This is a genomic window from Allobosea sp. TBD101 (assembly GCF_059817965.1).
On the sequence record NZ_CM187543.1, the window covers coordinates 1,282,318 to 1,306,846 of the forward strand.

General features: G+C 65.9%; 25 protein-coding genes. 12 read left to right on the top strand and 13 right to left on the bottom strand.

The genetic code is table 11. The features are described from left to right. Positions 1-32: 32 nt before the first annotated feature. The 3 genes from AC6RIC_RS06025 to AC6RIC_RS06035 all read right to left on the bottom strand — a co-directional run bounded on the left by AC6RIC_RS06025 (position 33) and on the right by AC6RIC_RS06035 (position 2,672). Positions 33-794: an ABC transporter permease gene (locus tag AC6RIC_RS06025; protein ID WP_454658944.1), complete on the bottom strand. Its 762-nt coding sequence runs from the start codon at positions 792-794 to the stop codon at positions 33-35. A gap of 8 nt (positions 795-802) precedes the next feature. Further along, positions 803-1,750 carry an ABC transporter ATP-binding protein gene (locus tag AC6RIC_RS06030; RefSeq protein ID WP_499735498.1) on the bottom strand — a complete coding sequence of 316 codons (948 nt, stop codon included), beginning with the start codon at positions 1,748-1,750 and terminating at the stop codon, positions 803-805. A 292-nt stretch (positions 1,751-2,042) separates the two neighbouring features. Continuing rightward, complete coding sequence (locus AC6RIC_RS06035; protein ID WP_499735499.1) at positions 2,043-2,672, bottom strand: hypothetical protein; 630 nt, start codon at positions 2,670-2,672, stop codon at positions 2,043-2,045. A gap of 145 nt (positions 2,673-2,817) precedes the next feature. Between AC6RIC_RS06035 and AC6RIC_RS06040 the strand changes: the two genes are divergently transcribed. The 5 genes from AC6RIC_RS06040 to AC6RIC_RS06060 all read left to right on the top strand — a co-directional run bounded on the left by AC6RIC_RS06040 (position 2,818) and on the right by AC6RIC_RS06060 (position 7,243). Further along, entirely contained in the window at positions 2,818-4,137 is a 1,320-nt protein-coding gene (locus AC6RIC_RS06040) for a DUF3422 family protein (protein ID WP_499735500.1), read from the top strand. 152 nt (positions 4,138-4,289) lie between these two features. Next, complete coding sequence (locus AC6RIC_RS06045) at positions 4,290-4,658, top strand: DMT family transporter (protein ID WP_377841245.1); 369 nt, start codon at positions 4,290-4,292, stop codon at positions 4,656-4,658. A gap of 8 nt (positions 4,659-4,666) precedes the next feature. Then, complete coding sequence (locus AC6RIC_RS06050; RefSeq protein ID WP_257732638.1) at positions 4,667-4,789, top strand: hypothetical protein; 123 nt, start codon at positions 4,667-4,669, stop codon at positions 4,787-4,789. Between the two features lie 4 nt (positions 4,790-4,793). Further along, the gene (locus AC6RIC_RS06055; protein ID WP_454655503.1) at positions 4,794-5,798 is read left to right on the top strand and encodes an NAD-dependent epimerase/dehydratase family protein; all 1,005 of its coding nucleotides are present in this window, start codon (positions 4,794-4,796) and stop codon (positions 5,796-5,798) included. Further along, entirely contained in the window at positions 5,795-7,243 is a 1,449-nt protein-coding gene (locus AC6RIC_RS06060; protein WP_499735501.1) for an aspartate aminotransferase family protein, read from the top strand. Before AC6RIC_RS06055 ends, AC6RIC_RS06060 begins: the two co-directional genes overlap by 4 nt. Positions 7,244-7,536: 293 nt before the next feature. Here the strand turns inward: AC6RIC_RS06060 and AC6RIC_RS06065 are convergent, their stop codons facing one another. From AC6RIC_RS06065 to AC6RIC_RS06090, 6 genes are all read right to left on the bottom strand, one after another. Next, on the bottom strand, positions 7,537-7,836 hold the full coding sequence (locus AC6RIC_RS06065; RefSeq protein WP_454655505.1) for a hypothetical protein: 300 nt from the start codon (positions 7,834-7,836) through the stop codon (positions 7,537-7,539). A gap of 133 nt (positions 7,837-7,969) precedes the next feature. Continuing rightward, positions 7,970-8,596, bottom strand: a complete 627-nt coding sequence (locus AC6RIC_RS06070) for a TlpA family protein disulfide reductase (RefSeq protein WP_499735502.1) — start codon at positions 8,594-8,596, stop codon at positions 7,970-7,972. An 81-nt stretch (positions 8,597-8,677) separates the two neighbouring features. Beyond that, a complete protein-coding gene (locus AC6RIC_RS06075) occupies positions 8,678-9,991 on the bottom strand; it encodes an FAD-binding oxidoreductase (protein WP_488848200.1) in 1,314 nt (437 codons plus the stop codon). After that, entirely contained in the window at positions 9,988-10,878 is an 891-nt protein-coding gene (locus AC6RIC_RS06080; protein WP_499735503.1) for a UbiA family prenyltransferase, read from the bottom strand. Before AC6RIC_RS06080 ends, AC6RIC_RS06075 begins: the two co-directional genes overlap by 4 nt. A gap of 218 nt (positions 10,879-11,096) precedes the next feature. Beyond that, a complete protein-coding gene (locus AC6RIC_RS06085; protein WP_454655509.1) occupies positions 11,097-11,981 on the bottom strand; it encodes a tellurite resistance TerB family protein in 885 nt (294 codons plus the stop codon). Positions 11,982-12,080: 99 nt separating this feature from the next. Continuing rightward, the gene (locus tag AC6RIC_RS06090; RefSeq protein WP_499735504.1) at positions 12,081-12,551 is read right to left on the bottom strand and encodes an Lrp/AsnC family transcriptional regulator; all 471 of its coding nucleotides are present in this window, start codon (positions 12,549-12,551) and stop codon (positions 12,081-12,083) included. Positions 12,552-12,684: 133 nt separating this feature from the next. Here AC6RIC_RS06090 and hppD point away from each other — a divergent pair, with 133 nt between their 5' ends. Next, the gene (hppD, locus tag AC6RIC_RS06095) at positions 12,685-13,821 is read left to right on the top strand and encodes a 4-hydroxyphenylpyruvate dioxygenase (RefSeq protein ID WP_499735505.1); all 1,137 of its coding nucleotides are present in this window, start codon (positions 12,685-12,687) and stop codon (positions 13,819-13,821) included. 39 nt (positions 13,822-13,860) lie between these two features. Here the strand turns inward: hppD and AC6RIC_RS06100 are convergent, their stop codons facing one another. The 3 genes from AC6RIC_RS06100 to AC6RIC_RS06110 form a co-directional block, all read right to left on the bottom strand. Further along, positions 13,861-14,655, bottom strand: a complete 795-nt coding sequence (locus AC6RIC_RS06100) for an AprI/Inh family metalloprotease inhibitor (RefSeq protein ID WP_499735506.1) — start codon at positions 14,653-14,655, stop codon at positions 13,861-13,863. Then, positions 14,640-15,614: a 2-hydroxyacid dehydrogenase gene (locus AC6RIC_RS06105; RefSeq protein ID WP_499735507.1), complete on the bottom strand. Its 975-nt coding sequence runs from the start codon at positions 15,612-15,614 to the stop codon at positions 14,640-14,642. Before AC6RIC_RS06105 ends, AC6RIC_RS06100 begins: the two co-directional genes overlap by 16 nt. Positions 15,615-15,760: 146 nt before the next feature. Beyond that, positions 15,761-16,537 carry a FadR/GntR family transcriptional regulator gene (locus tag AC6RIC_RS06110; protein WP_454655514.1) on the bottom strand — a complete coding sequence of 259 codons (777 nt, stop codon included), beginning with the start codon at positions 16,535-16,537 and terminating at the stop codon, positions 15,761-15,763. A gap of 240 nt (positions 16,538-16,777) precedes the next feature. Between AC6RIC_RS06110 and AC6RIC_RS06115 the strand changes: the two genes are divergently transcribed. From AC6RIC_RS06115 to AC6RIC_RS06135, 5 genes are all read left to right on the top strand, one after another. Beyond that, entirely contained in the window at positions 16,778-17,830 is a 1,053-nt protein-coding gene (locus tag AC6RIC_RS06115) for an ABC transporter ATP-binding protein (RefSeq protein ID WP_454655515.1), read from the top strand. A 233-nt stretch (positions 17,831-18,063) separates the two neighbouring features. Then, the gene (locus AC6RIC_RS06120) at positions 18,064-19,368 is read left to right on the top strand and encodes an ABC transporter substrate-binding protein (RefSeq protein WP_488848196.1); all 1,305 of its coding nucleotides are present in this window, start codon (positions 18,064-18,066) and stop codon (positions 19,366-19,368) included. A gap of 83 nt (positions 19,369-19,451) precedes the next feature. Then, a complete protein-coding gene (locus AC6RIC_RS06125) occupies positions 19,452-20,408 on the top strand; it encodes a carbohydrate ABC transporter permease (RefSeq protein WP_454658945.1) in 957 nt (318 codons plus the stop codon). Further along, positions 20,401-21,303: a carbohydrate ABC transporter permease gene (locus tag AC6RIC_RS06130; protein ID WP_454655517.1), complete on the top strand. Its 903-nt coding sequence runs from the start codon at positions 20,401-20,403 to the stop codon at positions 21,301-21,303. Before AC6RIC_RS06125 ends, AC6RIC_RS06130 begins: the two co-directional genes overlap by 8 nt. 72 nt (positions 21,304-21,375) lie before the next feature. After that, positions 21,376-22,281 (top strand): NAD(P)-dependent oxidoreductase, encoded by a 906-nt coding sequence (locus AC6RIC_RS06135; RefSeq protein WP_499735508.1) that lies wholly within the window; start codon positions 21,376-21,378, stop codon positions 22,279-22,281. A gap of 161 nt (positions 22,282-22,442) precedes the next feature. Here the strand turns inward: AC6RIC_RS06135 and AC6RIC_RS06140 are convergent, their stop codons facing one another. Further along, positions 22,443-23,513 (bottom strand): LacI family DNA-binding transcriptional regulator, encoded by a 1,071-nt coding sequence (locus AC6RIC_RS06140; RefSeq protein ID WP_499735509.1) that lies wholly within the window; start codon positions 23,511-23,513, stop codon positions 22,443-22,445. A 101-nt stretch (positions 23,514-23,614) separates the two neighbouring features. On the opposite strand from AC6RIC_RS06140, the gene AC6RIC_RS06145 reads away from it, so the two are divergent. Continuing rightward, complete coding sequence (locus tag AC6RIC_RS06145; RefSeq protein WP_499735510.1) at positions 23,615-24,526, top strand: NAD(P)-dependent oxidoreductase; 912 nt, start codon at positions 23,615-23,617, stop codon at positions 24,524-24,526. Positions 24,527-24,529: the final 3 nt, after the last annotated feature.

The following is a 24,529-nucleotide window of genomic DNA, read 5'->3' on the forward strand; positions in this document are numbered from 1 at the left end:
CCCTGCGGGCCGCCCCGGAATGACAGGGGGGCTCAGTTCTTTAGCCGATACCCCGTCTTGAAGATCCAGCCGACGGTGGCGATGCAGGCGGCAAGGAAGAACAGCGTCATGCCGAGGCTGACGCCCAGGCTGACATCGGCGAGCCCGTAGAAGCTCCAGCGGAAGCCGCTGATGAGGTAGACGACGGGGTTGAACAGCGTCACGGTCTGCCAGAAGGGCGGCAGCATCGAGATCGAGTAGAAGGAGCCGCCGAGAAAGGCGAGCGGGGTGACGATCAGCAGCGGGATGACCTGCAATTTCTCGAAGCCGTCGGCCCAGATGCCAATGATGAAGCCGAACAGGCTGAAGGTCGTCGCCGTCAGCACGAGGAAGAACAGCATCATCACGGGGTGCTCGATCCGCAGTGGCACGAAGAAGGCGGCCGTCGCCAGGATGATCAGGCCGAGCAGGATCGACTTGGTCGCGGCGGCGCCGACATAGGCGATCACCGCCTCCCACCAGGCGACGGGGGCGGAGAGCAATTCGTAGATCGTGCCGGTGAATTTCGGGAAATAGATCGCGAAGGAGGCGTTGGCGATGCTCTGCGTCAGGAGCGAGAGCATGATCAGGCCGGGCACGATAAAGGCGCCATAAGGTACGCCTTCGACCGATTGCATGCGCGAGCCGATCGCGCCGCCGAAGACGATGAAATAGAGCGAGGTCGAAAGCACGGGCGAGACGATGCTCTGGAGCGGGGTGCGCCAGGTCCGAGCCATCTCGAAGCGGTAGATCGCGGCGATGGCGTGCAGGTTCAGGCCGGTCATCAGCGGCGCTCCTTGACCAGGCTGACGAAGATGTCCTCCAGCGAGCTCTGGCTGGTGCTGAGGTCGCGGAAGCGGATGCCGGCCTCGGCCAGGCCTTGCAGCAAGGTGGTGATGCCGGTGCGCTCGGCCTGGGTGTCGTAGGTGTAGACGATCTCGTCGCCGGCCGCCGACAGCTTGAGGTCGAAGCTCGCCAGCGCCTCCGGCACGGCCGCGATCGGCTGCTGAAGCTGGAGCGAAAGCTGCTTCTTGCCGAGCTTGCGCATCAGCTCGGCCTTTTCCTCGACCAGGATGATCTCGCCCTTGGAGATGACGCCGACGCGGTCGGCCATCTCCTCGGCCTCCTCGATATAGTGGGTGGTCAGGATGATGGTGACGCCCTCGTCGCGCAGCCGCCGCACCATCCGCCACATGTCCTGCCGCAGCTCGACATCGACGCCGGCGGTCGGCTCGTCGAGGAAGAGGATGCGTGGCTCGTGCGAGAGTGCCTTGGCGATCATGACGCGTCGCTTCATGCCGCCGGAGAGCATGCGGATCTGGCTGTCCTTTTTCTCCCAGAGCGAGAGGTCTTTCAGGATGCGCTCGATCAGGGTGGGATCGCGCGGCTTGCCGAAGAGGCCGCGGCTGAAATTCACGGTCGACCACACCGTCTCGAAGGCATCGGTCGTCAGCTCCTGCGGCACGAGGCCGATGGCCGCGCGAGCGGCGCGATAGTCCCTGAGGATGTCGTGACCATCGGCGGTAACTGTTCCGGTACTCGGCCGGACGAGCCCGCAGATGATGCTGATCAGCGTCGTCTTGCCGGCGCCGTTGGGGCCGAGCAGGGCGAAGATCTCGCCGCGCCTGATGGCGAGGTCGACGGATTTCAGTGCGCTGAAGCCGGAGGCGTAGGTCTTCGAGAGGCTGGAGACCGAGATGATCGGCGAGGTCGTGTCTGACATGGGCGGCATATAGGGGAGCCGTTGCGTGGTTACGATGGCGGGGTCATGTCGGGAAAGCATGATCGCCTGTCAGTTCATGGCGGGAAGCGTACCCAAACGAAAAGGCCGGGCGCGGCCCGGCCTTCGGTTACGCAACGCAATCGCACGCTACTTCATGAAAAACCACAGCAGGATGATGATCGGAATCGGAACGCCTACAAGCCACAGAATGATGGAACGCATATGCAGCCCCTCGTTGGATCGATGCTGCTGCGGCAACGCTGTTCGAAGGGGTAATGTTCCTGTCCGCGGGCTGTCAGACCTATCTGAAAGCCTCCGCGGTTGGATGCCATTGCGGGCGATAGCCGTGTTCCAGCGCCGCGAGCGTGGCGGGAGGCGTGAGCACGGTCACGGTGCCCGTCGGGCGTCTCCGTTGCTCGACATAGCCACCGGGCGACCAGAGCAAGGCGGAGGTGCCACGCAGCGCCAGGAATGCTGTTCCGCCGTCTGCGAGCAGCATCGCGCCATCCGGCAGCTGTTCAGCGGCCAGCCGGTGCGTGCGTTTCAGCCGGCCGTCACGGCGATCAGTATCGAGGATGCGGTCGATCTCGGGAAAGAGCGGTGTCTCGGGAAGCCCAAGGCCCCGCACCAGCGCATCGCGATAGGCGAGCGCGTCCTGGCGCCGGCATTCCATGCAAGGGCGGTGACCGGCGGCGAGCGCGGTCACCTCGTCGCAGAAGAACAGCTCGGTATAGCCGCGGTCCCAGACCTTGCGTTTGCGGCCCTTGAACGAGAGGACGCAGCAGAGCCACTGGCGCGTCGCCTGCATTCGGGTGGGGACCTCTTGCGCCGAAGGGTCATGAAAGCGGCCGCCGCGATTGCCGTAGAAGGTGCCACGCGCCGGATCGGCGAAGAGCGTGCCATCGGGTCTGACGCGATTGGGAAGGGGCATGGGATGGCTCGCCGAGCTTGATCGTGGTCAGCATCCGGGTCCCGCGCGACAGGCGATGGCAGCAGCGCCCGGCCCTGCGACGTCGCAGCGTGTTGGCGCATGGGAGGACCTGAGGCAAGCTGGCTTCGTCCAGGCGGGGGCGGCGATGGAAGACGCGCGTCATGCGAATGCGATTCAGGTGCCGCAGCCGGCGCCGTCGCGGCTGATCGCCCATCCCGATCGCGGCCTGATCCTCGGCGAGGTCCATGCCCGCCCCTTCGCGCCGATGGCGACGCCGAGCCGCGTCCTGCATTTCGCCTTCCTGACCGATGCCGCGCAGGCCGCGGCGGATCGCGCGGCGCTGGCGCGCTTTTGTGCCGAGCGCGGCGTCGCCGGCCCATCGGAGGACGCGAAGCATCATCGCGCCCGGCTCAACGACACTGGCCTGCGCTGGGAACAGCATAGCGAGTTCACCACCTATAGCTGGGAGCTGCCGGCGAATGGCGGCCAACCCTTCGAGCCGCCGCCCACGATGCTGCCGCAGCCGATGCTCGAATTGCCGCAACCGGGGCCGCATCTCGTCTCGGTCGATCTGCACTTGGTCGTCGAGCGGCCGACCGAGGCTTTCGACAGATTGTTCGATGCCTCCAGCCTCGCCGTGGTCTCGGTCGATGGCGGCGCGGCCATGGCGGCGACGGATTTTCGGGCCTGCGCAGACGGTTTCGTGCGCATCCTGGTGCGGGATCGCTCGCTGACGCCGGCGCAGGCGGGGGCGCTCGCGCAACGCCTGCTGGAGATCGAGACCTATCGGACGCTGGCCCTGCTCGGCCTGCCGGAAGCCCATCGCATCGCGCCTTTCGTCAAGTCGACCGAGGAAGCGCTGGTGCGCATCGCCAACACGATGACGCAGACCGACGGGCTCGCCGCCGACAACGCCCTGCTCGACGAAATGACGGCGCTTGCGGCCCGGCTCCAGGCGGAGGCGACCGTCGCCGGCTACCGTTTCGGCGCCAGCCGCGCCTATAGCGATATCGTGCAGCAGAGGCTTGCGGCGATCGGTGAGGAACCGCATGAGGGCTGGCCGACGAGCTCCGCCTTCCTGTCGCGGCGGATGGCGCCGGCGATGCGGACCTGCCAGATGCTGGTCGGGCGCCTGGCCGATCTCTCGCGCAATCTGGGGCGCGCTTCCAACCTGTTGCGCACCCGCGTCGATGTCGCGCTGGAGCAGCAAAACCGCGACCTCCTCGCTGCGATGAACGAGCGGACGCGGCTGCAATTGCGATTGCAGCATACGGTCGAGGGGCTCTCGGTCGCGGCCATCGCCTATTACGTCGTCAGCCTGTTCGGCTATCTCGCCAAGGGCGCGAAGGAGGCCGGCTGGCCGATGCCGGATACGGGCGTCGCGATGGCGCTGTTCGTGCCGGTGGCGCTGCTGGGAGTCTGGTTGGCTGTCAGGCGCATCCGGCGCGGACACCATGAGAGCTGAGCGATACCTGAAGAAGCGCCGGCGATTTTCTGCGATCCCGTCAGCAGAGCCTTAACGCTAGAAGCAAGTCGGCGCCGGCCCCTAAGGCATTTGAAGTATTTTCGGCTGCATCCCGGTGGCGACGAAGCCAAGCGGAGCCGGCAAGCGCCACCATGAACACCTATCTGCCCCTGATCCTGTTCACGGTGCTGACCAACGCCGCCGCGCAATTGATGCTGAAGCGCGGCATGACCGGTGTCGGTTCGCTTGATGTCGCCGGCGACGGGCTGATCGCCACGGTCTTCCGCGTCGTCTTCAACCCCTTCGTCTTCGCGGGCCTGTGCACCTTCGTGATCAGCATGGCCTCGCACCTGATCGTGCTCTCCAAGGTGCAGATCAGCTACGCCTACCCGTTCCTGAGCCTCGCCTATGTCGTGGTCGCGGCTTACGCCTATTTCGTCTTCCACGAGGATCTGAGCGCGATGCGTATCGCTGGCATCGGCTTCATCGTGCTGGGCACCATCTTCATTGCACAAAGCTGAGGGAGATCATGGACCTGATCGTACGCCTGTTCCTGCGCCTCGGCGCCCTGTTCGAGCCGCCGGTGGCGCCGCAGCCGGTGCCCGTGCCGGTGCGCAACCGCCATCCCCGCCTGCCTGTCGACCGGAGGTGATACGATGAAGCACATCATCATCGGCGGCGACGGCTTCGTCGGCTCGCATCTGGCGGCGGATCTCTCCGCCATGGGCGAGGAGGTGCTGGTTGCCGACATCCACCAGAGCAGCCACGCGCATTACGCCAAGGTGCCGTTCCTGACGGTCGACGTGACCAAGGCCGAGAGCGTGGACGCAATCCCGCTGACGCCGGAAGACCTCGTCTACAATCTCTCCGCCAAGATGCTCTCGCCGATCGTGACGCGGGCCGAGCGGCACGAATTCTTCTGGCCGGTGAACTATCACGGCACGCAGAACATCCTGTCGTGGATGGAGAAGAACGGCGCCAACCGGCTCGTCCATTTCACCACCGACATGATCTACGGCCATTCGGTGACGGTGCCGCAGGACGAGACGCACCCGGCCCATCCGCTCGGCGAGTACGGGGAGAGCAAGCTCGCGACCGAGCGCCTCGCCGACGAGTACCGCGCCAAGGGCTTCCGCATCCCGATCTTCCGGCCGCGCCTGATCATCGGGCCCGGCCGGCTCGGCATCCTCGTCAAGCTGTTCAAGCTGATCGACATGAACCTGCCGGTGCCGATGATCGGCTCGGGCAAGAACCCCTACCAGTTCATCTCGGTCTTCGACTGCGCCAGCGCCTGCGTCGCTGCCTGGAAGGCGGGCTTCCCGAACGAGGCCTATAATCTCGGCTCCGACGATCCGCCGCCGGTGCGCAAGCTGCTCGGCGACCTGATCAAGCATGCAGGTTCCAAGTCGATCCTGCTGCCGACGCCGGCCTCGCTGGTGAAGCTGACGCTCGATACGCTGGACGCGATCAACCTGCCGATCATGGATCCCGAGCAGTACAAGATCGCCGACGAGATCTGCATCCTCGACACCTCCAAGGCCAAGCGCGAGCTCGGCTGGGCGCCGCAATACCGCGACGAGGACATGCTGCTCGCCGCCTATACCGAGTATCGCAAGGCCAAGGATGGCCCGAAACAGGCTGAGAGGAGCCTCGCCGCATGAGCATGCCCGCCTTCAAGAACGAGGACGTCGCCTTGACCAATGCCCGGCCGCAGCTCATCAGCGTGGAAGCTGCCAAGCAGCTCGATGCCGCGCAGGTAAAGGAGCTCTTCGCAGCCCATATCAATCCCGGCCAGCTTCACTTCCTGAAGCTGCTCGGCTTCGACAAGATCCTCGTCGACCGTGCCGAGGGGATGCACTACATCACCAAGGATGGCCGCAAGATCCTCGATTTCTTCGGCGGTTTCTGCTCGGTCGCCTTCGGCCACAACCATCCGCGCATCGTCGCGGCCCGGCAGAAGTTCCAGGACGAGAACCGCCATGAAATCTGCATGGCCTTCATGTCGCAATATGCCTCCGCGCTGGCCAAGAACCTCGCCACCATCGCGCCAGGCGATCTCGACATGGTCTTCCTCGGCTCGACCGGCTCGGAGGCGATGGAGGCGGCGCTGAAGGTCGCCGAGCAGGCGCAGGGCCCGGACAAGTCCAAAATCCTGCACGCCGCGAACTCGTTCCACGGCAAGACCAAGGGCGTGCTCTCGGTCACGGATTCGACGCTCTACCAGTCGCAGTTCAAGCTGGTCGAGAACCGGGTCAAGGTGCCGTTCGGCGACATCAACGCGGTCCGACAGGCGCTGGAGAGCGATCCCTCGATCGGCATCGTCGTGATGGAGACGATCCAGGGCGGTGGTGGCATCGTCGAGGCGCCCGAGGGCTTCTGGCGCGAACTGCGTGCGCTCTGCGACAAGCATGGCGTGCTCTGGGTTGCCGACGAGGTGCAGTGCGGGCTCGGCCGCACCGGCCAGTTCTTCGCCTTCGAGCGCGACGGCGTGGTGCCTGACGTCACCGCGCTGGCCAAGGCGCTCGGCGGTTCGAAGGCGGCGATGGGGGCGATGATCGCCCGTCGCGAGATCTACATGAAAGCCTATGGCAAGCCGAAGAGCGCGCTGATCCATGCGCAGGCGACCTTCGGCGGCATGGGCGAGGCCTGCGTCTCGTCGATCGAGGCCCTCAACGTCCTCTATGACGAGGACCTGATGGGCAATGCCCAGCGTCAGGGTGACTACCTGATCGAGAAGCTGAACGGCCTGCGCGCCAAGTATCCGAGCCTGCTCAAGGAAATCCGCGGGCGCGGCCTGATGATCGGCGTCGAGTTCCAGGACATCAGCGAGACCATGCCCTTCGGACTGAAGCACATGGTCGCGCTGCTCGACGACAAGCTGAAGGGCTCGCTCTGCGGCTTCGTCGGCGCGCTCCTGCTGAAGGAGCACGACGTACTCGTCGCCTTCACCGAGTACAACCGCAACGTCATCCGGCTGGAGCCGCCGCTGATCGTCACGCGCGAGCAGTGCGACCAGTTCCTTGCGGCCTTCGAGGCTGTGCTGTCGGGCGGCGTCACCGGCATCGTCACCGGCTATCTGCGCAAGGTCGCGGTCGGCAAGGGCTAGGTGATGCGGGCGCTGGTTGCAGCGGCCTCAAGCTCCACGCTTGTCATTCCGGGGCGCGCCGCAGGCGCGAACCCGGAAACCACGATCGAGTGAGACATTCAAGACGCGTTGCGAGCGGCTCACCCAGTCGTGGGTTCCGGGTTCTTCGCTAGGCGAAGCCCCGGAATGACAAAGGTGGTTCTGGCCGGGAACGATCCGCAGTTGGCGATCCGAGTGACCGCCAACAAAAAAGAGGCCGGCGCAAGCCGGCCTTTTGAGTCAGGGGTCTCGAAACAGGAGTCTTCCAGAAAAGCTCAGTAGTAGCCGCACACCCGGCGGTAGCCGATGACGTTGCCCCAGCGGTCGAAGCGTTCGACCATATCGCAGGAGCGGACGGGGGCGGCGTAGTAGCCGTAGCCATAGGCGGGGCGGGTGGCGCCGGCGATGATGGCGCCCGCGGCGAGTGCGCCGACCACGCCCGCTCCGACACCCCAGCCCCGGTGGCCGTAGCCATAACCCCAGCGCGGGCGCGCCTCGGCGCCGGAAGCCGCGAAGGTGGTGGCCAGGGTGAGGGCCGCGAGGGTCGCGGTCACGGTCTTGCGGAACGTCGTCATGCTCGTCTCCCAATCTCTGTGAGAGCGAAGGTTTCGCTCTTCATGCTCATTGGTCGCAGGCCGCGGCAAACGGGTTCAAAGGTGATGTGAGAATTTTTCGGGGTGGTTGGAGCCGCTCCAGAACACGGTGCGATCAGCCCGCGGCCCGCCCATAGAAGCGCAGCAATTCCAGCCCCTCCGGGCTCGTCCAATCCGCTTCGCCGACGAGATAGCCGACGCTGCGCGCCTCGCGGTCGAGCAGATAGGTCATCGGCATGCCATAGAGCGGGAAGGGCGTAGGCTTCGCCGATTTCGGGCCCGAGGCCACTATCCCCTCGGCATCGATGAAAGTCTTGAGGTCGGCAAGGCCGAGCCTGTCGAGATAGGCCTTCACGGTCGCCACGGATTTGTCGAGCGAGACCGGGACTACGACGAAGGGCTCGCGGGCCGTCTTTGTCTGGAGCCGCCGCAGGATCGGCAATTCGCGCCGGCAGGGCGGGCACCAGCTTGCCCAGAAATTCAGGAGGACCGCCTTGCCGCGATAGGCGGAAAGCGGCCGGGTCTTGCCGGCGAGATCGGTGAGGACGAGGGAGCCGGCCTCTTCCGGGGGATCGATCTGGACGAATTGCGAACTTGGCCCGGAGAAGCGTGGCGGCTGCCGGGCCACGGCCGGGATGGCGCCCAGCGATGAGAACAAGGTGATGGCGAGGGCCTGGCGACGTGTCGGCGAAAGGAATGCGTGCCGGTCCGGTGCCGGCTGATCGTTCAGAGGGGTGGTCATGAGGCGCTGCTAGCAGCCGGCCATCTGCCGGGAAACCGTTGTCGCGCGTACCTCACCGGGCTGTGATGTCGCAGGCCGATCCTACCGCGTCGTGACCCGCCGCCAGAAATCGGAGGAAAAGCCCGGGTCGATATGAGCTGCGAAGTCGCGCCAGCGCGGAAAGGAGGCCGCGAAGGTGGCTGATGACATGCGGGCATCCTTGTAGGGATTGACCCGTCCGCCAGCGGCAATGGCGAGGCTGTCGAGCCGGGCGAGCAATCGTTCGGTTCGCTCGCCGCGATTGGGGAAGTCCAGCGTCAGCGTCGCGCCCGGCATGGGGAAGGACATCAGGCCGGGCGAGGGCTTGTCGCCGAAGAGCTTCAGCACCGTCAGGAAGGAGGCTTCGCCTGCGGCGAGCGTCTGCCTGAGCATCTCGGCCACGGTCTCGGGCGCACCGTCGCGCGGGACGGCACACTGGAACTGCCGCAGGCCCTTCGGGCCATAGGCGCGGTTCCAGTCGTAGATGCGGTCGAGCGGATAGAAGAACGGCCTATAGGGGACGCGGCGCTCGCTGCCGCCCTGCGGCTGGCTGTTGCGGTAGAGCCAGTTGAAGGCTCCGAGTGTCACGCGGTTGATCAGCGGGAAGGGTGGCTTCAGCGGGAACGGCAGCGAGCGTGCCATCCGCGGCGGCGGCTCGTCGGATGCGGGGGCATGATTGGCCCGGAAGAAGACGCCACGGCCGAAATGACGGCCGCTGGCGAGCGAGTCGATCCAGGCGACGGTGTAGTCATGCGTGGCGTCGGAGGCGGCGGCGATCTCGAAGAAGCGTGCCAGATTGTCGAAGGGCAGGACCTCCTGCGCCATTTCGGCCGATGCGATCGGCATGAGCTGCAGCGTCACCTGCGTCACGAGCCCGGTCAGGCCGAAGCCGCCGATTGTCGCGGCGAAGAGCTCGGCATTGAGATCGGGGGCGCAGATCAGGTGCTGACCGTCCGAGCGCGCCAGTTCGAAGGCGCGAACATGACAGCCGAAGGTGCCGGCGCCGTGGTGGTTCTTGCCGTGAACGTCGTTGGCGAGCGCGCCGCCGACGGTGACGAAGGCGGTGCCGGGCGTGACCGGCGGAAACCAGCCGGCCGGCACGGCGATCTCGAGCAGGCGATCGAGCATGAGGCCGGCGCCGCAGGTGATGAGGCCTGTCTCGCGATCGAAGGCGAGGATGTCGTCGAGACTGCGTGCATCGATCAGCGTGCCGCCGTCGTTCAGGCAGGAATCGCCATAGGAGCGGCCGTTGCCATAGGCGAGGAGCGGGCGGCGCGGGCGGTGAGGCGCGTCGAGCCAGTCGCGGGCGTCGAGGATCGTGCTGCCGCGGGCCGCAAGTCCGCCCCAGGATCGGTAATCGGTCAAGGGCGCGGTCACGGCAGGAAGGTCGCAGCGACCATGATCAGGACCACGAGCAGCCCCATGAACTGGCTGCGCCAGTCACGGATCATGAAGACCAGCGGATCATCCGGCATATCGCCGCGGCGGGCCAGGAACCAGATCCGTGCCATCTGGTAGAGGATGATCGGGCAGATCAGCCAGATCAGCTTGGGCTGGCTGTAGAGCTGCTTCACGTTGGCGCTGTCGACATAGAGCGCCATGATGAGCGCGCAGGTGCAGCCCGAGGCCATGCCGAGCTGCGACAACGCCTCGATATCCTCGGCCTGATAGCCGCGCCCCGCCTTTTTTAGCCCGGACTGATCCTGAGTCAGGCGCAGTTCGGCATAGCGCTTCACCAGAGCCAGACTGAGGAAGAGGAACATCGCGAAGGCCAGCAGCCATGACGATATCGCGATGGCGGCAGCGGCATTGCCGGCGAGGATGCGCAGCGTGTGCATGGCGGCGAGGCCGAGCACGTCGACCAGAAGCTTGCGCTTGAGGAAGAGCAGATAGGCCAGCGCCAGGAAGAGATACGCCAGCAGCGCGAGGAGGAAGTTCTTCGGCTGCGGGACGAGCATGACCATGGAAAAGGCGGCAATGAGCAGGATGGGGACGGCGGCATAGGCCTGTGCCGCCGTGATCTCGCCGGCCGCGAGCGGGCGCTTGCGCTTGGTCGGGTGGCGCCGATCCGCCTCGACATCCTTGATGTCGTTCAGGAGATAGACCGCGGAGGCGATCAGGCTGAAGGCGACGAAGGCGATCAGGCCGAGCCAAAGCGCGTGCGGATCGAAGGCGTCATGGTTGAGCAGGATGGGGACGAAGACGAGGCCGTTCTTGAGCCAATGGTGCGGCCGCATCGCTCTGATCATCGCGGTCACAGACATGGTTCGACCCGTCTCCCTAAGACATGGGTCGGCTTCCGCGATGCGGAACCCGGCCACCGGCTCGACCGGCGCGGGCGTTATCGGCTGGAAAATCCTAAGCGAGGGTGCATGTGGCGTCGAAACGAGCAGTGATTTCAACGCCATGCTTAACATCGGGCTTCCGCATTCCGCGAAAGCCCGAGGTGGCCGGCGCCGCGATCAGGCGCCGGCCGAAGCTGTCAGACCTTGGCGGCGCTGGCGGCGGCGTCGATATTGGCGACCAGTTCGGCATCGAGGCCGAGCGAGCCGGCGAGGCCAGCGAGAAAGTCCTTCTCGGCGGCGTTGTCCGGATTGATGGCGATGCGCGCCGCCGTATAGATCTGCGCGGCTAGCTCGGGGCTTTCGGCCGCCTCGACCAATGTGTCGATCGAGGCCGGCTTCGCCATCTCCTGTGCCAGCCAGGCATGCGCCTCCTGTTCGAGGCCGGCTTCCTTCAGGCCACCGAGGATCGCGCTGCGCTCTTCCGCATCGATATGACCGTCGGCGGCGGCCGCCGCGATCATGGCGCGGATGAAGACGAGGGCCGTGGCCTCGGTCGCGGCCTGCGGCTCGAAGCCGGTGCCGGCCGGCGCCGGCAGTACTTCCTGCTGGGCTGCGTTGAGCAGCGGCTTGCCGGCCTGATAGTTCTGGTAGGCCTTGTAGGCGAGGCCGCCGATCAGGGCGAGGCCGCCGAGCTTGGCTGCGGAGCCGGCGACCGAGCGGCCCGTGCTGGTGCCGAAGACGAGCGCGCCGAGACCGCCGAGCACGGCGGTGGCCAGCGCCGGGTTGCTGGTGAACATGCCTTTGGCCTGCTCGATGAGCTGGTCCGGCGTCCGGCCGCCGGTGACCCGGCCGAGTGCTTCGCCGGCGCCCTGTTGCACGCCGGTCTGGCGCGCCGCGTCGCCAAGGCCCTGCGTCGCCTGGGTCAGGATCTGTCCGGCCAGGCCGCCGATCCCGCCCGAGCGCTGGACCTGATCGGCCAGTCCGCCGAGCATGCCGCCGAGGCCGCCCTGCTGCCCTGCCTGCGTGCCGGCCTGGCTGCCGGCATTGATCAGGGCATCGAGCAGGGATTTGGCATTGAACATCTAGGTTTCTCCTGTTGGCGGTCGTGATGCCGCGCAGTCGGGATCGATCAGCGGCATGAAAACGGTGCGACCAAGGCGTCAGTTTGCACAGCTTGGCGCTCAAGTCATCGGCAGCGGCAGCAGTCCCGGTTCCTTCAGCGTTTCCAGCGCGATCTCGGAGCGCACGCGGGCCACGCTTTCATGTGGCATCAGGATTTCGTTGACCAGTCGGGCGAGCGCCTTGAGGTCGCCTACGGCGACCTTCAGCAGGTAATCAGCCTCGCCGGTCAGGGCGTGGGCCTCGAGGATCGCGGGCGTCAATCGCACGAGATCACGGAAGCGACGGGCATTGTCGCGCGAATGCGTGTCGAGCGCGACATGAATGAAGACGATGACGCCGAGGCCGACGGCGGAAGGCTCCAACGCTGCGCGGTAGCCACGGATGACGCCCTCCTGCTCCAGCCGCTGGCGCCGGCGCGAGACCTGGCTCGCCGAAAGCCCGACCGTCTCGGCCAGGGATGCGTTGGTCAGGGAGGCGTCGTTCTGGAGCGCGTCGAGGAGACGCCAGTCGAGTGCGTCGAGCGTGGCCATATAATGCGCCTGCAACATCCATGATGCACGGATCATGCATCGAGTTTTCGAAAGGAGGCAAGTTTGCACGAAATTCGCCTGCCATTTGCGCGATGATCGATCGTCCCGACAAGAGCAGACAGGAGGAATGCCCATGGGTCCGTTTCCGCACGATGCCGCCCCGCCTGCGATCTCGGCCGCCAACCCGATGGGCACGGATGGTTTCGAGTTCGTCGAATACGCCCATCCCGAACCGGAGAAGCTCGGCGCTCTCTTCGAGACGATGGGCTTCACCAAGGTTGCCCGCCACCGCTCGAAGCAGGTGACGCTCTACCGGCAGGGCGACGTCAATTTCGTCGTCAACGCGGAACCCGATTCCTTCGCCCAGGCGTTCGCCGCCGCACATGGCCCCTGCGCCTGCGCGATGGCCTTCCGCGTCGTCGATGCGAAGCATGCCTTCGAGCGGGCCGTGTCGCTCGGCGCGGAGCCCTATGAAAGCGCGATCGGGCCGGGCGAGCTCGCGATCCCCGCGGTGCGCGGCATCGGCGGTTCGCTGCTCTATTTTGTCGACCGCTACGGCGAGAAGGGCTCGATCTGGGATGTCGATTTCGAGTGGATCGGCGAGCGCGACCCGCATCCGGAGCAGGCCGGCCTGTATTATCTCGACCACCTCACCCATAATGTCATGCGCGGGCGCATGGACCATTGGGCCGACTGGTACGGCAACCTGTTCAATTTCCGCGAGATCCGCTTCTTCAACATCGAGGGCAAGCTGACCGGCCTGATCTCGCGCGCGCTGACCTCGCCCTGCGGCAAGATCCGCATACCCATCAACGAGTCGCTCGACGACAAGAGCCAGATCGAGGAGTACCTGCGCCGGTACAAGGGCGAGGGCATCCAGCACGTCGCGATGGGCTCGCGCGACATCTATGCCAGCGTCGAGGCCCTGCGCGGCAACGGTCTGCCGTTCATGCCCTCGCCGCCCGCGACCTATTACGAGAAGGTCGATGCCCGCGTGCCGAACCATGGCGAGCCGGTCGAGCGGCTCAAGGCCAACGGCATCCTGATCGACGGCGAGGGCGCGGTCGCGCTCGGCGAGAAGCAGGGCCGGATGAGCAAGGTGCTGCTGCAGATCTTCTCGGCCACGGTGGTCGGACCGATCTTCTTCGAGTTCATCCAGCGCAAGGGCGATGATGGCTTCGGCGAGGGCAATTTCCGCGCGCTCTTCGAATCGATCGAGGAAGACCAGATTCGCAGGGGCGTCCTGAGCCCGGCGGCTGCTGCCGAATAGAGCTCCACGCTGCACGGCCGGCCAGCCCGGCCATGCACGCTACGGCGCGAGCTTGCGCATCAGAAGCGGGGCGCCAACCGCGGGGTCCTTGCGCCACTGGCCGTTCTCGAAGACGAGGTCGGTGCCGTGGCCTCGGCGCGCGACGAGCGTCAGGCGGCCGTCGGCATAACGCCAGCCGACGGGGTCGAAGATGGTCAGGCCGGTATCCGGGCAGAGCCCTTCGAAAGCGGCTGGCTGGCGGCCATCGGCAGAGGCAGGCGACAGGACGAGGCGGCAGGCCTCGCGGTTCTGCTGGCGCATTACGACATAACGGCCGGGCAACGAAGAAGCTGCTGGCGCGGTCGCGGGGTCGACTTGCGTGATGCGTTGGGCCGCCGTCCCGGCGGAGCTCTGCGCAACCTGCGGTGAGACGCGCGGATGGGCTCCCGACGACAGCTTGTAGGGCTTGCCGTCACTGCCCTTGCCGTTGAGGCCGGCCTCGGGCGATCCGCCCTGGAAGGCGATGACCTCCTTGCCGCCTGCATCCATGAACTGCGGCTGCCCTGCGCCGTTCAGCGTCCAGGATGCGGCGGTATCGAGGATCGGCAAGGCGCGGCGGCAGGTGGCCGGGAAGCGCAACTGACGCCGGTTGCCTGCGGCTTCCGCGCCGAGCGTGACGGTGCAGCTTCGCGAGGCATCGGCCGTTGCAAGCTCCCAGGCGCCGAGCCAGCGGCGGATTGCTTCGGGTGCCTTGTCGGCACCGCGCGGCAGCGGCGCCGTCTGGGCGGCCGCCGGCAGGGCGCCGGCGGCGAGGATCAACAGCGGCAGAAGCCGGTGGATCAGGCCTTTTTCCATGGAGTCTCCGACACCGGCGTCAGCGGGCCCTTGCCATCGAACCATGAAACCAGGTTGTCGACCAGAAGCTGGCCCATCGCCTCGCGGGTATGAACCGAGGCAGAGCCGACATGGGGCAGCAGCACGGCATGCTCGATCGCGATCAGCTCTGCCGGCACGCGCGGCTCGTCCTCGAAGACGTCGAGGCCGGCGGAGAGGATGGTCCTGTCCTTGAGTGCCTTGATCAGCGCCTGCTCGTCGACGACGGTGCCGCGGCCGACATTGACCAGGATGCCGTTGGGACCCAGCGCCTTCAGCACCTCGGCATTGATGATGTGATGGGTCGAGGCGCCGCCCGGCGCGACCGAGATCAGCGTGTCGACATCGGCGGCCATGTCGACCAGCGAGGGATAGTAGGGATAGGACACGTCGGGCTGGCGCGAGCGGCCGTGATAGACGACCGGCAGGCCGAAGGCCTCGACGCGTTGCGCCACCGCCTTGCCGATGCGGCCGAGGCCGACGATGCCGACCTTGCGGCCGCGCAGCGAGGTGGTGAGCGGGTAATTGCCCTTGAGCCATTGACCCTCCCGTAGATAGCGGTCGACCTGCGGCAGCTGGCGGACGGTGGCGATCAGCAGGCCGAGCGCGAGGTCGGCGACCTCGTCGGTCAGGACGTCGGGCGTGTTGGTGACGACGAGGCCGCGTTTGCCGGCTTCGGCCGCGTCGACATGGTCGTAGCCGACGCCGAAGCTGGAGATGACCTCGAGCTTCGGCAGAGCGTCGAACAGCGCGCCATCGACGCGGTTGTGCCCGCCGCCGGCGGCGACGCCGCGCACGCGGCCGGAGACCTCGCGCAGCAGGGCGACGCGATCGGCCGCCTTCCACAATTCATGGACGGTGAAGCGGGCCTTGAGCTGGTCGGCCGCATAGGCCATCAGCGGGCCGGTCTGGACGATTTCGGGCTTGGTCGAGGCTGTCATTGTCGGGCTGTCCGTCTGTGGTGGCGAAGGTCGTTGATTCGGGTGGTCTGAATCGATTAAAATGGAATGGCGAGGCCTGCCGGAACGGCATAGCCCGGTCGTCGCATGAGCGCTATCCGATCACGTCCCGCCGATGAGCGAGGCGCTCATTTAGTATGCTTTATTCTGGCGATTTTCCCCGTCTCCGTGGCGACATGCGTGCCGAGCGAAGCCAGCGTCGTGTTCAGGCTGTCGATGACCAGGCCGGCCATGCGCGCCGAGGCGAGGTCGCCGTCGCGGTCGATGATGGCGAGCAACACGTGCTCGTGATCGGGCAGGGATTCGACATAGGCGGCCTCGTCGCCGGTCTTGAGCAATAAGGACCATTGCAGCGTCGCGATGACGGCGCTGGAGAGGCATTGCAGCGCGGCGTTCTGGCAGGCGGAGAAGATCGCTTCGTGGAAGGCGAGGTCGGCCCGGATCGTGTTCTCGGCGTAAGGCGCGCCGTCGGCCATGCCGCGATAGGCCGCCTCGATACGGGCGATATCGGTCGAGGTCCGGCGCTGCGCCGCAAGGCGCGCCGCGCTGGGCTCGACGAAGCGGCGCAACTCGAAGAGATCGCGGATGAATTTCTCGTTGGGATCGGCCTCGAAATGCCAGGACAGGACGTCGGGGTCGAGCAGGTTCCAGCGCTCGCGCGGCGCGGCCCGCGTGCCGCTCTTCGGGCGCGCCTCGACCAGTCCTTTCGCCGTCAGGATCTTGACGGCCTCGCGATAGGCCGTGCGCGAGACCGAGATTTCCGAGCGCAGGTCATCCTCGTTCGGCAGGACCTCGCCTGCCCGGACGCGGCCGGTGATGACCGCGACGGCGAGCTTCTGGGCGACCTGGCCGAAAAGCCGGTCCGGATTGAGCGTCGTCGGTCGCGAGAAATCGCGTACCCGCATCGCTGATGCCCCTCCCTCAGGCACTTCCGGCCAGCCTGAAATTACGGCATCCCGGAGGTTGTGGCGGTGCTTGACAGGCCCGCTTCTATCGTATGACTTTATCGCAGATTGGAACGGAGACAATCGCCGGGATCGGGCGATATCCGCTTTCATCATTCGGTCACAAGAAACCGATTGTGGTCGTGAGCCGCCTGCATGACGGGCGGAGCGACCAGGGAACGGAAAGCAGGGAAGGACGGCATGGCCTCAGTCCAGATCGCCGATGTGCGCAAGGCCTACGGGTCGACGCAGGTCATCCACGGCGTCGATATCGACATCAACGACGGCGAGTTCGTCATCCTGGTCGGTCCGTCCGGCTGCGGGAAATCGACATTGCTGCGCATGATCGCGGGGCTCGAGAACATCTCGGGCGGCGAGATCAAGATCGGCCCGCGCGTGGTGAACGACGTTCCGCCCAAGGAACGCGACATCGCCATGGTGTTCCAGAACTATGCGCTCTATCCGCATATGACGGTCGCCGACAACATGGCCTTCTCGATGAAGCTCAGGAAGGCGCCGAAGAGCGAGATCGACGAGCGCGTCAACAAGGCGGCCCAGATCCTGGGCCTGACCAAGCTGCTCGACCGCTATCCGCGCCAGCTCTCGGGTGGCCAGCGTCAGCGCGTCGCCATGGGCCGCGCCATCGTGCGCGATCCGCAGGTCTTCCTGTTCGACGAGCCGCTCTCCAATCTCGACGCCAAGCTGCGCGTGCAGATGCGCACCGAGATCAAGGAGCTGCACCAGCGCCTGAAGACCACGACGGTCTATGTCACGCACGACCAGATCGAGGCCATGACCATGGCCGACAAGATCGTCGTGATGCATGACGGCATCGTCGAGCAGATGGGCGCGCCGCTCGATCTCTACGACAACCCGGCCAATCTCTTCGTCGCCGCCTTCATCGGCTCGCCCTCGATGAACCTGCTCAAGGGCAAGATCGTCGGCAACGGCTTCGAGACCGAAGGTGGCACGGTCTGGCCCATCGGCAAGCACCCGATCGGCTCCGACGGGCAAGCTGCGGTGCTGGGTATCCGCCCTGAGCACTTCCGGCTCGATCCCAATGGCCTGAAGGCCGAGGTCGCGGTCGTCGAGCCGATGGGTTCGGAGACGCAGGTCGTCGTCCGCTGCGGCGGGCAGGATCTGACCTGCATCTTCCGCGAGCGCATCTTGGCCAAGCCCGGCGAAACGATCGGCATTACGCCGGATACCAGCGTCACGCATCTGTTCGACGCGGCGACAGGCAAGCGTATCTAGAACGAGCATCGGCCGGGTTGCGATGCGACCCGGCCGAGCGAGGCGCGTTCTCGATGCTGAATTCAGAGCCGGCCTTCCCGATCGGCCTTCTTCGCGCCTGATCGGACCCGGTTCCAAGGAATTCGCCGCTCCCGCCAGGCGGAGCGACGGATGATCGCTGTCAACGCCCATAAATCATGCAGGACGGTGGTCCCATGCAGGCCGCCGCCGCACCAACGGAGGAGACGGTTTCCATGAGCATTTCCAGAAGAGACGTTCTGATCGGCGGCGCCGGGCTCGCGGCGGGCGCCACGCTGCCGTTCGCGCCGTCCATCGCGCAGGCCAAGATCGAGCCGGGCGCGACGCTGCGCGTGCTGCGCCCGACCAAGTTCGTCGATCCCGACCAGGCGATCTTCAACGAGAACACCGAGGCCTTCACCAAGGCGACCGGCGTGCCGGTGCGCGTCGACTATGCCGGCTGGGAAGACCTGCGCCCGCAGACGGCGGTCACCGCCAATACCGGCGCCGGGCCGGATATCGTCGTCGGCTGGGCCGATGATCCGCATATCTTCTCGGACAAACTGATCGACCTCACCGAGATCGCCGAGGAACTCGGCAAGAAGAATGGTGGCTGGTACCCGATCGCCGAGAAATACGGCAAGAAGGACAAGACCAACCAGTGGGTCTCGATCCCGATGGGCGCCTCCGGCGCGCCGGCGGTCTATCGTGAATCCTGGGTCAAGGAAGCGGGTTTCGACACCTTCCCGAAGGATCTCGACGGCTTCCTCAACCTCTGCCGCAAGCTCAAGGCGAACGGCCACCCCGCCGGCTTCGCGCTCGGCAACGCGGTCGGCGACGGCAACGCCTTCTGCAACTGGCTCGTCTGGACCCATGGCGGCTACATGGTCGACGAGAACAACAAGGTCGCGATCAACTCGAAGGAGACGATCGCGGCGCTGAAATACGCGAAGGCGCTCTACGAGACCTTCATTCCCGGCACGCTCTCATGGCTCGACATCAGCAACAACAAGGCGCTGTCCGCCGGTGAAATCGGCCTGACCCAGAACGGCGTCTCGCTCTACTTCTCGATCAAGAACTCGAAGGACGAGAAGACCGCGGCGATCGGCAAGGACCTGAACCATGCCACGATGCCGGTCGGCCCGCTCGGGCGTCCGTCGGAGCCGGCGCTGATCATCAACGCCATGGCGTTCAAGCACACCAAGTTCCCGAACGCGGCGAAGGAATATCTCCGCTTCATGATGGAGAAGGAGCAGTACGACAAGTGGCTGACCGGCTGCTTCGGCTACTGGACCCAGCCGCTGAAGGGCTATGCCGAGAGCAAGGTCTGGTCGGGCGATCCCAAGATCCTCGTCTACCGCGACACCTGGGAGCGCGCGCTCTGGAGTGGCTACAAGGGCTCGATCAACGAGGCCGCTGGCACGGTCAATGCCGAATATGTCGTCGTCCAGATGGTCGCTTCGGTCTGCGCCGGTCAGGCGACGCCGGAAGAGGCGGCCGCCGAGGCCGAACGCCGCGCCAAGCGCTATTACCGGACCTGATGCGCGGATTGCGCTGATCCGGACACATGCGGCCGCCGGTTCGTCCGGCGGCCGACGATAGCCTGCTCGAACGCGAGGGCGCCATGGCCATTGCTGCCGCCGAATCGCGAACCGTCCACAGCCTGCAACACAACTGGCTGGTGCGTCTGTTCGACTACAAGCCGTTCCTGATCTTCCTGTGCCTGCTGCCGGCGGCAGGCTTCCTGCTGGTCTTCCTCAGCTATCCCCTGGGGTTGGGCATCTGGCTCGCCTTCACCGATACGCGCATCGGCCGCGTCGGGCATTTCATCGGCTTCGAGAATTTCGTGTCGCTATGGCACGACCGGGTGTTCATCACCTCGGTCTGGAACACGCTGCTCTATACGGGCGTGGCGACCTTCGGGAAATTCGCGCTCGGCCTCTGGCTGGCGCTGCTGCTCAACAACCATCTGCCGTTCAAGTCGCTGCTCAGGGCGATCATCCTGATCCCCTGGATCGTGCCGACCGTGCTCTCGGCGATCGCCTTCTGGTGGATCTACGATCCGCAGTTCTCGATCATCTCCTATGTGCTCGTCGACATACTCGGCTGGCGCGACACCTATATAGACTTCCTCGGCCAGCCCTGGCCGGCGCGGTTCTCGCTGATGGCGGCCAATATCTGGCGCGGCATCCCCTTCGTGGCGATCAGCCTGCTGGCCGGCCTGCAGACGATCTCGCCCTCGCTCTACGAGGCGGCGATGCTGGACGGCGCCAATTCCTGGCAGCGCTTCCGGCATGTCACGCTGCCGATGCTGATGCCGATCCTGGCGGTGGTGCTGACCTTCTCGGTGCTGTTCACCTTCACCGATTTCCAGCTGGTCTACGCGATCACCCGCGGCGGGCCGGTCAACGCCACGCATCTGATGGCGACGCTCGCCTTCCAGCGCGGCATTCCCGGCGGCCAGCTCGGCGAGGGTGCGGCGATCGCGGTGGCGATGATCCCGTTCCTCGTGATGGCGACGCTGTTCAGCTATTACGGCCTGTCCCGGCGCAAGTGGCAGCAGGGGGAAGACAATGACTGACCAGACCCTCGGAGCGCGCCCGCATCTGACGGACAAGGAGCGCGAAGGCGTCATCGACTGGTCGTCCGGCCCGCGGCGCTTCATCACGCTCTACCTGCCGCTGTCGGTCTTCGTGCTCGTGCTGCTGTTCCCATTCTACTGGATGGCGATCACGGCGATCAAACCGAACGGCGAACTGCTCGACTACAAGAACAACAACCCGTTCTGGGTGAAGTCGCCGACGCTGGAGAACATCCACAAGCTGCTGTTCCAGACCGACTATCCGCAATGGCTGTGGACCACGATGATGGTCGCGGCCGTGGCGACGGCGCTCTCGCTGTTCTCCAGCGTGCTCGCGGCTTACGCGATCCAGCGGTTGCGGTTCAAGGGTTCGCAATATGTCGGTCTGGCGATCTATCTCGCCTATCTCGTGCCGCCCTCGATCCTGTTCATCCCGCTGGCGACGCTGATCTTCCAGTTCGGGCTGTTCGACTCGCCGCTGGCGTTGATCCTGACCTATCCGACCTTCCTGATCCCGTTCTGCACCTGGCTCCTGATCGGCTACTTCAAGTCGATCCCCTACGAGCTCGAGGAATGCGCGATGATCGACGGCGCGACACGGCTGCAGACGCTGTGGCGGATCACGCTGCCGCTCGCCATGCCCGGCCTGATCTCGGCCGGCATCTTCGCCTTCACCCTGTCCTGGAACGAGTTCATCTATGCGCTCGCCTTCATCCAGTCGGCGGAAAAGAAGACGGTTCCGGTCGCGGTCTTGACCCAGCTCGTCGAGGGCGACGTCTATCACTGGGGCTCACTGATGGCCGGCGCGCTGCTCGGCTCGATCCCGGTCGCGATCCTCTATTCCTTCTTCGTCGACTACTATGTCGCGTCCATGACGGGTGCGGTGAAGGAGTAACCGGCCTAGCGTCGGGTTTCCTGCGGGCATGGCGCGAGCTGTGCCCGCTTTCGTTCCGAGAGTATCTGCCTCATGTCCGTTCAACCGATCTCCAGCATCGCCTTCGTCGGGCTCGGCGCCATGGGCGCGCCGATGGCCGAGAACCTCGTCAGGAAGCAGTTCCGCGTGACGGGCTTCGACATGCGGGAGGCGGCGCGTGAGGCGCTCGTCGCGGCCGGCGGCCATGCGGCCGCGAGCGCGAAGGAAGCGGCTGATGGTGCCGAGGCGCTGGTGCTGATGGTCGTCAATGCCGCGCAGGCGCGCGCAGTGCTGTTCGAGGCCGGAGCGCTGGAGGCGCTGGCGCCGGGGGCCACCGTGATCCTGATGGCGACCTGCCCGCCGGGCGAGGCGGAGGCGATCGCGGCCGAGGTCACGAAGACCGGCCGGCACTTTATCGACGCTCCCGTTTCAGGTGGGGTGAATGGTGCGCGCAACGCGACGCTGACCATCATGGTCGGCGCGCCCCAGGACAGCTTCACGTGGGCGAAGCCGGTGCTCGATGCGCTCGGCGACAAGGTCTTCCATGTCGGCGAGAAGGCCGGGCAGGGCGCGACGGTGAAGACCGTCAACCAGTTGCTCTGCGGCGTCCATATCGCCGTGGCGGCCGAGGCCCTGTCGCTGGCCGAGAAGGCGGGCATCGACGGGCGCCTGCTCTTCGAGATCATGGGTGGTTCGGCCGCCTCGTCCTGGATGCTCAGGGATCGCGGGCCGCGCATGCATGAGCCCGATCCGGTGGTGGCAAGCGCCGTCGATATCTTCGTCAAGGATCTCGGCATCGTGCTCGATGCCGGGCGAGCCGCGAAGACGGCCCTGCCGCTGGCGGCGGCGGCGCACCAGATGTTCCTGTCGGCTTCCGGCCTTGGCCATGGCGGGCGCGACGATTCGCAGGTGGTGCGGGCCTATCGGGCGCTCAACGCCAAGCCCGCCAACGATGCCTGAAGGGCGTTGGTTCCATGGCGGATGCCCTCAGCCCTCATCCTGAGGAGCGCTTCGGAGAAGCGCGTCTCGAAGGATGTTCCAGGAGGTTCCTGAGCATGCTGGAACATCCTTCGAGACGGCCCTGCGGGCCTCCTCAGGATGAGGGCTTGAGAGATGCGCCCCTAGCGCGGCGGCGGGCAGGTCGTTCCGCGGACGTGGAGGGCCGGCGTCAGCAGCAGGCGCTGCGTCGGGGCGGTGGGATCGGCGATGCGGTTGAGCAGGAACTCGGCCGATTTGGCGCCCATCTCGTTCTGGAAATTATAGACCGTGGTGAGCGCGGGGAACCACTGCGCCGCCTCCTTCACGTCGTCGCAGCCGACGATCGAGAAGTCGCTGCCGGCTTCCAGCCCGCGATGGCGCAGGCCGAGCATCGCGCCGAAAGCGGCGAGGTCGTTCATGCAGACGGCAGCGGTCGGCGGGGTCTCGGCGTCGAGGACCTGCTGAATGCCTTTCAGTCCGTTCTCGCGGGTGCCGTAGTCGAAATGGACCAGCTGCGGATCGAAGGGCAGGCCGTGGCGGGTGAGCGCTTCGCGATAGCCGGCATAGCGGTTGCGGCCGGTCGAGATGTTCTCGTTGGCGCAGAGAAAGGCGATGCGGCGGTGGCCGAGCCCGATCAGGTGCTCCATCGCCTGATTGGTGCCGTGGCGATCGTCGGAGCCGACGAAATCGAGATCGAGCTCCGGGATTTCACGCGAGAGCTGGACGATCGGGATGCCGGCCTCGACGAGCGGCAGGAGGTTCTCGGCTGTGCTGGCGCCGGCGGGGCAGAGGACCATGCCGTCCGGCCGGTATTCGGCGAGCGTGCTGAGCACGCGCTGCTGCCGGTCCAGATTCTCGGAATAGGTGCCGAGCAGGATCGAGCGGTCATGGCGGGCCGCGGTTTCCTCTATCGCCGCCAGCAACTCGGCGAAATACGGATTGATGATGTCGTGGAAGCCGACGCCGATGATGTTGGTGCGGTCGGTGCGCAGCGAGGCGGCGCTGCGGTTGTAGCTGTAGCCCATCTCGCGGGCGATCTCGCGTACGCGGTTGCGCGTGGCTTCCGCCACGAGCGGCGAGCCGCGCAGCGCCAGCGACACCGTCGCGGTCGAGACCGAAAGCCGCTCGGCGATAACCTGCAGCGTGACGCGGCTGCGGCCGGCAGGGGGCGGGGTCTTGGGCTGTCGGTGCCCGGGCGGGTCGCTGGCGGTCATGACTCGTCCACAGTGAGCGCGGGCCTCGCGGCCGGCTTCCGGTCGGGCCATTTCGCCGACTTCCGGCTCCATCTCAACCATATCAGCGGGAGAATTTGAAGATGAGCGCACAGAAAGAGTCGATCGGCTTCATCGGCGTCGGCCTGATGGGGCAGGGCATGGCCCGCAATCTCGTCGACAAGGGCTTTCCCCTCACCGTGATGGGGCACCGCAACCGCAAGCCGGTGGAGGAGTTGGTCGCGGCCGGCGCGGTGGAGGCGAAGACGGCGAAGGAGCTCGCTTCGCGCTCCCAAATCATCTTCCTGTGCGTGACCGGTTCGCCCCAGGTCGAGGCCGTGCTGAGAGGCGATAACGGCATCATCGCCGGGGCCAGGCCGGGCACGGTGATCGTCGATTGCTCGACCTCGGACCCGACGGTGACGGTGAGGCTTGCGGCCGAGCTCGAGGCGAAGGGTCTGCAGCTGGCGGACGCACCGCTCGGCGGCACGCCGGCACAGGCGGCGCTCGGCCAGCTTTCGGCGATGGTCGGGGCCTCGCCGGAGGTCTTCGCCCGGATCAAGCCGGCCTGCGAAGCCTGGGCGCAGAAGATCGTGCATCTCGGACCGGTCGGCGACGGCCACAAGATGAAGCTGATCAACAATTTCCTGTCGCTCGGCTACGCCGCGATCTATGCGGAGGCGCTGACGCTCGGCCAGAAGATCGGCATCACGCCCCAGACCTTCGACAGCGTGCTGCGGGGCAGCCGGATGGATTGCGGCTTCTACCAGACCTTCATGAAATACGTGCTGGAGCGCGACAGGGACGCCCACAAGTTCACGCTGACCAATGCGCTGAAGGACGTGCGCTATCTGGAGAGCGTGGCCAATGAGGCCGGCGTCGCCAATCCGATCGGCAACGCCGTGAAGAACAGCTACGCCGCCGCCGTCGCCAGCGGCAAGGGCGAGGATTACGTGCCGATGCTGTCGGACTGGATCGCGGGCTTGAACGGCACCTCGCTCGCCGGCAAGGGCTGACGA